We start from the raw sequence: 7,993 nt of genomic DNA, 5'->3' as shown, positions 1-7,993 counted from the left end.
CCACCCCCCTTGGAGGAGACACATGACCAGCACCGTCGAATCGGTCGGCGAAACCCCGGCCCACGTCCCGGACTTCCCGATGGACCGGGCGGCCGGCTGCCCGTTCGACCCGCCCCCCGTCGCGCTCGCCCGGGGCAAGGAGACCCCGCTCAGCAAGGTCCGCCTGTGGGACGGCAGCACGCCCTGGCTGGTGACCGGATACGCCGAAGGGCGCGCCCTGCTCGCCGACCCCCGGGTCAGCGCCGACATCACCCGGCCCGGCTACCCGCTCCAGGCACCGGTGCTCGAAGGCGGCCCGTCGGCCAGCTTCATCCTGATGGACGACCCCGAGCACGCCCGGCTGCGGCGCATGGTGACGGCGCCCTTCGCCATCAAGCGCGTGGCGGCGCTGCGACCGGCCATCCAGCGGATCGTCGACGACCTCGTGGACGACATGCTCGCCGGTCCGAAACCGGTCGACCTGGTGGAGGCGTTCGCCCTGCCGATGCCCTCCCTGGTGATCTGCCAACTGCTCGGCGTCGCCTACAGCGACCACGACTTCTTCCAGGCCAACAGCAAGATCCTCATCAAGCGGACCAACGACCCGCAGGAGCGGTCCGACGCCTTCCAGCGGCTGACCGGCTATCTGGACGACCTGATGGGCCAGAAGCTCGCCGCCCCGGCCGACGACTTGCTGTCCGGGCTGGGCGAACGCGTCAAGGCGGGGGAGCTGACCCGGAGCGAGGCGGCCCAGATGGGTGTCCTGCTGCTGATCGCCGGACACGAGACCACGGCGAACATGATCGCCCTCGGTACGCTCGCACTGCTCGAACACCCCGACCAACTGGCGCTCCTGCGCGACTCCGACGATCCGAAACTGGTCACATCGGCCGTCGAGGAGCTGCTGCGCTACCTCACCATCGTCCACAACGGACGCCGCCGCGTCGCGCTCGAGGACATGGACGTCGCCGGCGTACGCGTCCGCGCCGGTGACGGGCTGGTCATCGCCACCGACGTCGGCAACCGCGACCCCGGCGCCTTCCCGGAACCCGACCGCCTCGACATCGAGCGCGACGCCCGGCATCACGTCGCCTTCGGCTTCGGCGTCCACCAGTGCCTCGGCCAGCCGCTCGCCAGGCTGGAACTCCAGGTCGTCTACAGCACGCTCTACAAGCGCGTCCCCACGCTGCGGCTGGCGACCGACATCGAGCGGATCCCGTTCAAGCACGACGGCGGTGTGTACGGGGCGTACGAGCTGCCCGTCACCTGGTGACCGGACGGCGCCCCACCGAACCGACCGACCCCTCACCGAAGGAGCCCTCATGAAGATCACCCTCGACCAGGACAAGTGCGTCGCGTCCGGACAGTGCGTCGTCGCCGCGGCGGAGGTGTTCGACCAGCGCGACGAGGACGGGATCGCCGTACTCCTCGACGCCGAACCTCCGGCCGATCAGGCCGCCGACTCCCGCCACGCCGCCTCCGTCTGTCCCGCACTGGCCATCCACATCGAGGAATGACACCCCGCCGGTCCGGCCTCAGGCCATTCACTCGAATGGCCCAGTCCGGGTGGTCGTGGCAGCACGAACGGCGGATTGTCGGCCCCATGCCGGAGTGGTCCGGAGAGCGGGCCACGCACTCGGCCGAGGAGGCTCTCATGGCACAGACCGCGACCCCTCATGGGGCGCATCACACACCCCGCAGAAAGGGCCGGGGCGAGACCGCCTGGGCGTCGGGCGGGGCGATGTTCGCCGGGGTCCTGCTGTTCGTGGACGGCGTCCTCGCCGTGCTGAACGGCGTCGTCGCCCTGGCGCGGGACAGCGTGTTCACGCTCAGCGGCAGCTACACCTACCAGTTCACCCTGACCTCGTGGGGCTGGATCCATCTGGTGGTGGGCGCGGTGCTGATCCTCACCGGGCTGGGCATCATCAGGGGCGTGCCGTTCGCGCGGGCGCTGGGCGTGGGCGTCGCCGCGATCAGCGTGGTCGCGAACTTCATGTGGCTGCCGTACCAGCCCGTCTGGGCGGTGATCACCATCGCGATCGGCGTTTTCGTCATCTGGTCCCTGCTGACCGACCGCCCCCGGCCGGCCCGGTAACCGACGTACGGCGAGCGGCCGGGACTCCTCCCGGCCGCCCCGCCGTCACGCGGTCCCGCCGCGCCCGGCCGGTCAGGGGCGCGCGCGGCGGCCCTCGGCGGCCCGCTCCGCGTTCTTCTCCTTGATACGTGCCGCTTCCTTCCGCACCTCGGCCTGCGTGGCGCGCTCGCGCCGCAGCCACGCCGGAAGCTCCTCCTTGAGCGCGTCGATCTGCTCCGTCGTCAGAGCTTCCGTGACGCCGCCGCGCGCGAGACCCGCGATGGAGACGCCCAGCTTGGCGGCGACCACCGGGCGGGGATGCGGGCCGTCGCGCCGCAGTTCCAGCAGCCACTCCGGAGGATCGGCCTGGAGCGCGTTCAGCTCGCTGCGCGAGACGACACCCTCCTGGAACTCGGCGGGGGTGGCTTCGAGGTACACACCCAGTTTCTTCGCCGCCGTGGCGGGTTTCATCGTCTGGGTGGTCTGGTGCGACGTCATGGTGCCCAGACTATCGAGCGCGTACGGGACCTCTGACCACCGACCGGTAGCCTGACCGGCGTGACAGGCCCGGAGGTACCCCCGACATCCCCCACGTTCCGGCTCGCGTACGTGCCGGGCGTGATCCCCGCCAAGTGGGTGCGGATCTGGCACGAGCGGCTGCCCGACATCCCGCTGACCCTGACCGGGGTGGCCGCCGCCGACGCGGCCGGCACGCTGCGCGCCGGGGACGCCGACGCGGCGTTCGTACGGCTGCCGATCGACCGGACGGACCTCAGCGCGATCCCGCTGTACACCGAGACGACGGTGGTCCTCGTCCCCAAGGACCATCTGGTGGCGGCGGTCGAGGAGGTGTCGGCCGCCGATCTGGCCGACGACATCGTGCTCCACCCGCTCGACGACACCCTCGGCTGGGACGGGCCGCTGCCCGGCAGGCCCGCGAAGGAGCGGCCGGCCACGACGGCCGACGCCGTCGAGCTGGTGGCCGCGGGAGTGGGTCTCCTCGTCGTACCGCAATCGCTCGCCCGGCTGCACCACCGCAAGGACCTCACCTACCGGCCGGTCTCCAACGTCCCCGAGTCGCGCGTCGCGCTGTCCTGGCCGGAGGAGTCGACCACCGATCTGGTCGAGGAGTTCATCGGGATCGTCCGGGGGCGCACGGTCAACAGCTCACGGGGCCGCCGCACCGCTCCGGCGCAGGAGAAGCCGGCGCCGAAGGCCAGGTCCAGGGCGACACCGCAGCGCGCCGCCGGCAAGTCGACGGCCAACAAGGCGGGCGGCAAGGCCGGGGGCAAGGCGGGCAAGAATCCGCGCGGTGGTTCCGGCGGCGGCGCGAAGAGCGGCAGACGCGGCAAGCCGGGTCGCCGTTCCTGACCGCGGCACGGCGGTGCGCGTACGTCAGTGACCGTCTTCGACGAGCCTGGCGAGATTGTCCAGGGACATCCGCGTGCCCAGTTCGTTGTCGGCCGCCGGCACCGCGTCCGGGACCCCGTCGTGCACCATCACGATCTCCGTACCGCCGTCGACGTCGGAGAGCGTCGTCGTCATGGTCATCACTCCCCGCATCGCGGGGTCGGCGGTCTCGAACTCGATGACTTCCACGACCTGTTCGTCCGGCACGAGCCGTTCGAAGTGGCCGTGGTACGTGTCGGTCCGCTCGCCGGACTTCCCGGTGTCCGTCGGCTCCCGGTAGATCAGCGAGACACGGAACCGGCCGCCCGGACGGCCGTCGAACTCGTGCACCTCGGCGCTCATCCCCTCGGGCGCCCGCCACGTCGCGACGGAGTCCGCGTCCAGCAGCGCGCGGTAGACGGCGGCCCGCGGGGCACGGACACGCCGGGAGATCCGGGTCGAGTACATACGCCAGAACCTACCGCCCGCTCACGGCCGTCGCAGATGCCGTGGGTCGGTCGACCGGCCGTCCCAGGACAGGGTGTCGCTCCGGTGCAGCTCGGCCAGGAGCCAGCTCAGCGAGACCGCCGCCACCAGGAAGTACGCGAACCGGTTGCTGACACCGTCCCAGAGCGCGTGCAGGGCGACCGCGAACACGAAGGTGACGAGGAGCCGCGCGGTGGCCGCGAGGGTCCACCGCGCCGCCACCGCCGCCCACAGCGCTCCGCAGATCAGCCCCGTCCACGCCATGTGCGCGGCGGGCGAGCTGAGCCCGCGCAGCAAAAGCGTCTCCTCGACGTCGCCGATGTTCCCCTGGGACGCCAGCAGCGCCGTGAACGCGTACCCCATCGTTTCCAGTACGGCGAACCCCATCCCCGCCGCGACCCCGATCAGCAGCCCGTCCGCGACCCGTACGGTGCCGCGCTGCCACTGCCACACCAGGATCAGCACCGGGACGATGAGCTTGCACGACTCCTCGATCAGGCCGATGCCGATCAGGGACGACGTGCCGAGGCCGCGCAGGGTGTCGAACTCCAGCCGCCCGGCGGTCACGATCCCGACCACTCCGCCGAACAGCGCCGCGATCCCCAGCACGAACGGCCCGACCCGCCACACGCCCGTGTGCCCCGCCACGAAGGTGAGGAACGAGAGCGGGACCACGAGCGCGCCCAACAGGATCAGGGACGGTACGTAGTTGACGTTGCCGGTGTCGATCAGCGTGCCCTGCACCAGGAAGTAAAGCCCGAGCCCGACTGCCAGCACCGGCAGCCATGCCCACTTGCGCAGGGTCGTCGGCATCGCTCAGCACCTCGGGTTCACGTCGACGGTGGTCGGGCCAACGCAGCGTAAGCCGGACCGGGCCGCGCCGGGGTGCAGCGACCCGCGCGTTACGGGATCCGCGCCACGCCCGCGTAGATGCCGCTCATCTCGTCCGTCGGCGCGTCGGTGTCCTTGAACCACGCGGGCGCCGTCACCAGGCCGGGCTCGACCATGTCCAGTCCGTCGAAGAACCGTCCGACCCCGGAGCGGGTACGGAATCCCAGCCTGATGCCGCCCTTCGCGTACTCCGCGACGACCTTGTCCGACAGCTCGGGAACCAGGTCGGACGCGGCGTGCGACAGCACCAGATAGCTGCCCGACGGCAGTACGTCCACCAGGCTGGAGACGATGTCGTACGGGCCCTGGTCGTCGGGGACGAAGTGCATGAGCGCGATGAGGGACAGCGCGATCGGCCGGTCGAAGTCCAGGGTGGCGCGCGCGTACCGCAGTATGTCCTGCGGCTTGCGCACATCGGCCTCGATGTACGCGGTGGAGCCCTCGGGCGTGCTGACGAGCAGCGCCTCGGCGTGCCGCAGCACGATGGGATCGTTGTCCGCGTACACGACCCGCGCCGTCGGCAGGCTCCGCTGCACTATCTGGTGCAGATTCGGCTCGGTCGGGATGCCCGTGCCGATGTCCAGGAACTGGTGCACGCCGTTCCCGGCCAGCCAGGCGGCGGCGCGGTGCATGAACGCCCGGTTCTGGCGGGCGCCGTCCCTCGACTCCGCCGGCAGCCTCTCGCCCACCTGACGGTCGACCTCGTAGTTGTCCTTGCCGCCGAGCAGCCAGTCGTAGACCCGTGCCGGGTGCGGCTTGCTGGTGTCGACCTGAGCTTTGGGCGTCCCTGCCGTCATACGAAACTCCGATGGGTGCGTGGCGGTGCGACGGGAGGCGGCACGACGTGTCCGGGCGCCGTCACGGGGTACCCCGGGCGTCACCAGCCGTCCGGAGAAGTCTCGCACAGGGAAGGTGAGTTGATCAGTTCGAGGGGGGCGAAGAACCCGGGTCCGGCCGGCTCAGGCCATCGGCAGACCCAGGCCGTAGAACGTGACCCGGTACGCGCCCATGTCCCCCGCCTCGGGTTCGATGAGCAGGTCCTCGGGGGACACCACCCCCATCGCGCGGGCCGTCGCCACGATCGTCTCGGCCAGCGCCTGGCCGTCCGGTTCGCCGGGACCGCCCGCGTCGATACGCAGCCGGGGATCGTCGGCGTTGGGCCACGACCGGCCGGATATCGGGTGCTCGGCCGCCGTGCCCCAGCCCAGCGATCCCGGGTCGAGGGACTCGTCCGCGAAGGAGGCGAGCATCAGCCGGTCGCCGCAGTCGATGTCGACGATGATCGGTGCCCCCTTCCCCTCGACCCGGCCGTAGATCGCCAACGACATCGGCGTCCGCAGCGCGGTCGTCTCGGCGGGCAGGGTCGTCAGGAAGTCGGCCAGGGCCCTGGTCAGCGTCTCCCAGCTGCGGGCCTGCCAGCCGCCGGGGAAGGTCAGGCCGCCGTTGGACGCGTCCTGCCGGAAGCCGAAGAAGCCGGTGATCGCGTGCTCCTGGTCGTATCCCAGGCGTACGAACCAGTTCTCGGCCGGTTCGGTGGGCAGAAGCACCAGCTCGGGCCCGGTCGGCCCCGCTCGCAGTTCGAGCGTGTTGGGCTCGCCCCGCCAGCGCAGATACGGGGAGCCCCAGCTCTCCACGTCGCGGTAGAACGGGGCCAGCCTGCCGGTCACGCCCATGATCGACGCTTCGCCGAGCGTCGCGGTCAGCTCGTCCTTGACCACTCGGAAGGCCTCCGCCTGGGAGGCCGGGTCCGGCGCGGTGTGCCGTACGGGGACGGCGAGTTCGACGTACGCCGCCCCGTTCACGTACCGCTCCGAGTACTTCCCGACGGGCGCCAGCCGCGCGTCGCCGGTGGAGCGGCCGGTGACCACGGTGGGGCTGTCGGTCCAGCCCCAGCCGAGCCGCACGACCAGGGCCCGTGCCGCGTCCGACGTCCAGCCGCCGGGGTCCGCCGCGCGGAGCCGGACCGCCAGGGCCGCTGTCGTCTCGTCCGTGGCGCTCTGTCGCGGTGCGCTGCCCCGTTGTTCGGTCATGGGACCGATCTTGCCGTACGGGCCGACCCGACTTCGCTCAGGGTTGCGGAGTTGAAACAACTGTTACGGGCCAGGTGTCAGTTCATGTGGTCCGGGTGGGGACCGGTGCGCTCGTCGCGGTTCAGGGCAGAGATCTCCGCGATGTCGGCCTCGCTCAGTTCGAAGTCGAACAGGGCGAAGTTCTCCTCGACGCGCGCGCGGGTCACCGACTTCGGGAACACGATGTCGCCGCGCTGGATGGCCCAGCGGAGGGTCACCTGGGCGGGCGTCCGGCCGTGGGCGGCGGCGATGCCGACGACGACCGGATCGTTCAGCACCTTGCCCTTGGCGATGGGGGACCATGCCTCGGTGGCGATGTCGTGCTCCGCGTCGAAGGCCCTGACCTCGTCCTGGGTCAGATACGGGTGCGCCTCGATCTGGTTGACGGCGGGCACGATCACCGAGTTCTCCATCAGGCGCCGCAGGTGGTTCGGCTGGAAGTTGGAGACGCCGATGGCCCTGACCCGGCCCGAGCGGTAGATCTCCTCCAGCGCCTGCCAGGTCTCCACGAACTTTCCGGTGGCGGGCAGCGGCCAGTGGATCAGGAAGAGGTCGAGGTGGGCCAGTCCGAGGTCCGCGAGGCTCTGGTCGAACGCGGCGTGCGCGGCGGCGGGCTCGTGGAAGGGGTTGTTCAGCTTGCTGGTCACGAAGATGTCGTCCCGGTCGAGCCCGGAGTCGCGGACCGCCTGCCCGACCTCCTTCTCGTTGCCGTACATCTGCGCGGTGTCGATGTGCCGGTAGCCGACCTCCAGCGCGGTCAGCGTCGCCGCGCGGGTGTCGGCCGGCGGGATCTGGAAGGTGCCGAAGCCGAGCTGGGGGATGCGCACCCCGTTGTTGAGCGTGATGTCGGGTACCGCGTTCATGAGGGCTCCTTGAGGTGCTGCTTCGACAGGGCTGCTTCGACAGTGCTGCGGGGACGGTCGGGGACAGTACTCAGGGCCGTTTTCCCGATCGTATTGCCGGTAAAACAGCGGAATGCGACAAATGCCCCAGTGGCTTCCTCGTGCCGAGCGTGTCCGACGGTGCGTCAGACCGCTGGTTACGGGGAGGGGTTTTTCTCCTTACCGAGGGGTTACGGAGGCAACCTTCTCGATGCGGGGTCCGT

10 protein-coding genes are annotated in these 7,993 nt (G+C 70.7%); 4 read left to right on the top strand and 6 right to left on the bottom strand.

Annotated features, from left to right (window positions below; all coding sequences use genetic code 11):
- Positions 1–22: 22 nt before the first annotated feature.
- The 3 genes from BHU15_RS13090 (at position 23) to BHU15_RS13080 (ending at position 2,074) form a co-directional block, all read left to right on the top strand.
- Positions 23–1,252 (top strand): cytochrome P450, encoded by a 1,230-nt coding sequence (locus BHU15_RS13090; protein WP_069627340.1) that lies wholly within the window; start codon positions 23–25, stop codon positions 1,250–1,252.
- Between the two features lie 49 nt (positions 1,253–1,301).
- A complete protein-coding gene (locus BHU15_RS13085; protein WP_069627339.1) occupies positions 1,302–1,496 on the top strand; it encodes a ferredoxin in 195 nt (64 codons plus the stop codon).
- Between the two features lie 137 nt (positions 1,497–1,633).
- A complete protein-coding gene (locus tag BHU15_RS13080; RefSeq protein ID WP_069627348.1) occupies positions 1,634–2,074 on the top strand; it encodes a DUF7144 family membrane protein in 441 nt (146 codons plus the stop codon).
- Positions 2,075–2,146: 72 nt separating this feature from the next.
- Here BHU15_RS13080 and BHU15_RS13075 read toward each other — a convergent pair whose 3' ends face one another.
- Positions 2,147–2,551: a DUF5997 family protein gene (locus tag BHU15_RS13075; protein ID WP_069627338.1), complete on the bottom strand. Its 405-nt coding sequence runs from the start codon at positions 2,549–2,551 to the stop codon at positions 2,147–2,149.
- Between the two features lie 60 nt (positions 2,552–2,611).
- Between BHU15_RS13075 and BHU15_RS13070 the strand changes: the two genes are divergently transcribed.
- On the top strand, positions 2,612–3,424 hold the full coding sequence (locus BHU15_RS13070; protein WP_069627337.1) for a LysR family substrate-binding domain-containing protein: 813 nt from the start codon (positions 2,612–2,614) through the stop codon (positions 3,422–3,424).
- 24 nt (positions 3,425–3,448) lie between these two features.
- Here BHU15_RS13070 and BHU15_RS13065 read toward each other — a convergent pair whose 3' ends face one another.
- The 5 genes from BHU15_RS13065 to BHU15_RS13045 all read right to left on the bottom strand — a co-directional run bounded on the left by BHU15_RS13065 (position 3,449) and on the right by BHU15_RS13045 (position 7,751).
- Positions 3,449–3,910: an SRPBCC family protein gene (locus BHU15_RS13065; protein ID WP_069627336.1), complete on the bottom strand. Its 462-nt coding sequence runs from the start codon at positions 3,908–3,910 to the stop codon at positions 3,449–3,451.
- A 21-nt stretch (positions 3,911–3,931) separates the two neighbouring features.
- Positions 3,932–4,741, bottom strand: coding sequence for a PrsW family intramembrane metalloprotease (locus BHU15_RS13060; RefSeq protein WP_069627335.1), 810 nt, complete (start codon positions 4,739–4,741; stop codon positions 3,932–3,934).
- An 89-nt stretch (positions 4,742–4,830) separates the two neighbouring features.
- Positions 4,831–5,616 (bottom strand): SAM-dependent methyltransferase, encoded by a 786-nt coding sequence (locus BHU15_RS13055; RefSeq protein ID WP_069627334.1) that lies wholly within the window; start codon positions 5,614–5,616, stop codon positions 4,831–4,833.
- A 162-nt stretch (positions 5,617–5,778) separates the two neighbouring features.
- Positions 5,779–6,849 (bottom strand): hypothetical protein, encoded by a 1,071-nt coding sequence (locus BHU15_RS13050; protein ID WP_069627333.1) that lies wholly within the window; start codon positions 6,847–6,849, stop codon positions 5,779–5,781.
- A gap of 77 nt (positions 6,850–6,926) precedes the next feature.
- Positions 6,927–7,751, bottom strand: coding sequence for an aldo/keto reductase (locus BHU15_RS13045; protein WP_069627332.1), 825 nt, complete (start codon positions 7,749–7,751; stop codon positions 6,927–6,929).
- Between the last annotated feature and the right edge of the window lie 242 nt (positions 7,752–7,993).

Source organism: Streptomyces niveus, from assembly GCF_001723055.1.
Taxonomy (GTDB): domain Bacteria; phylum Actinomycetota; class Actinomycetes; order Streptomycetales; family Streptomycetaceae; genus Streptomyces; species Streptomyces niveus.
Note: the sequence above shows the minus strand (reverse complement) of the source record. Positions and strands in the feature narration are given on the sequence as shown.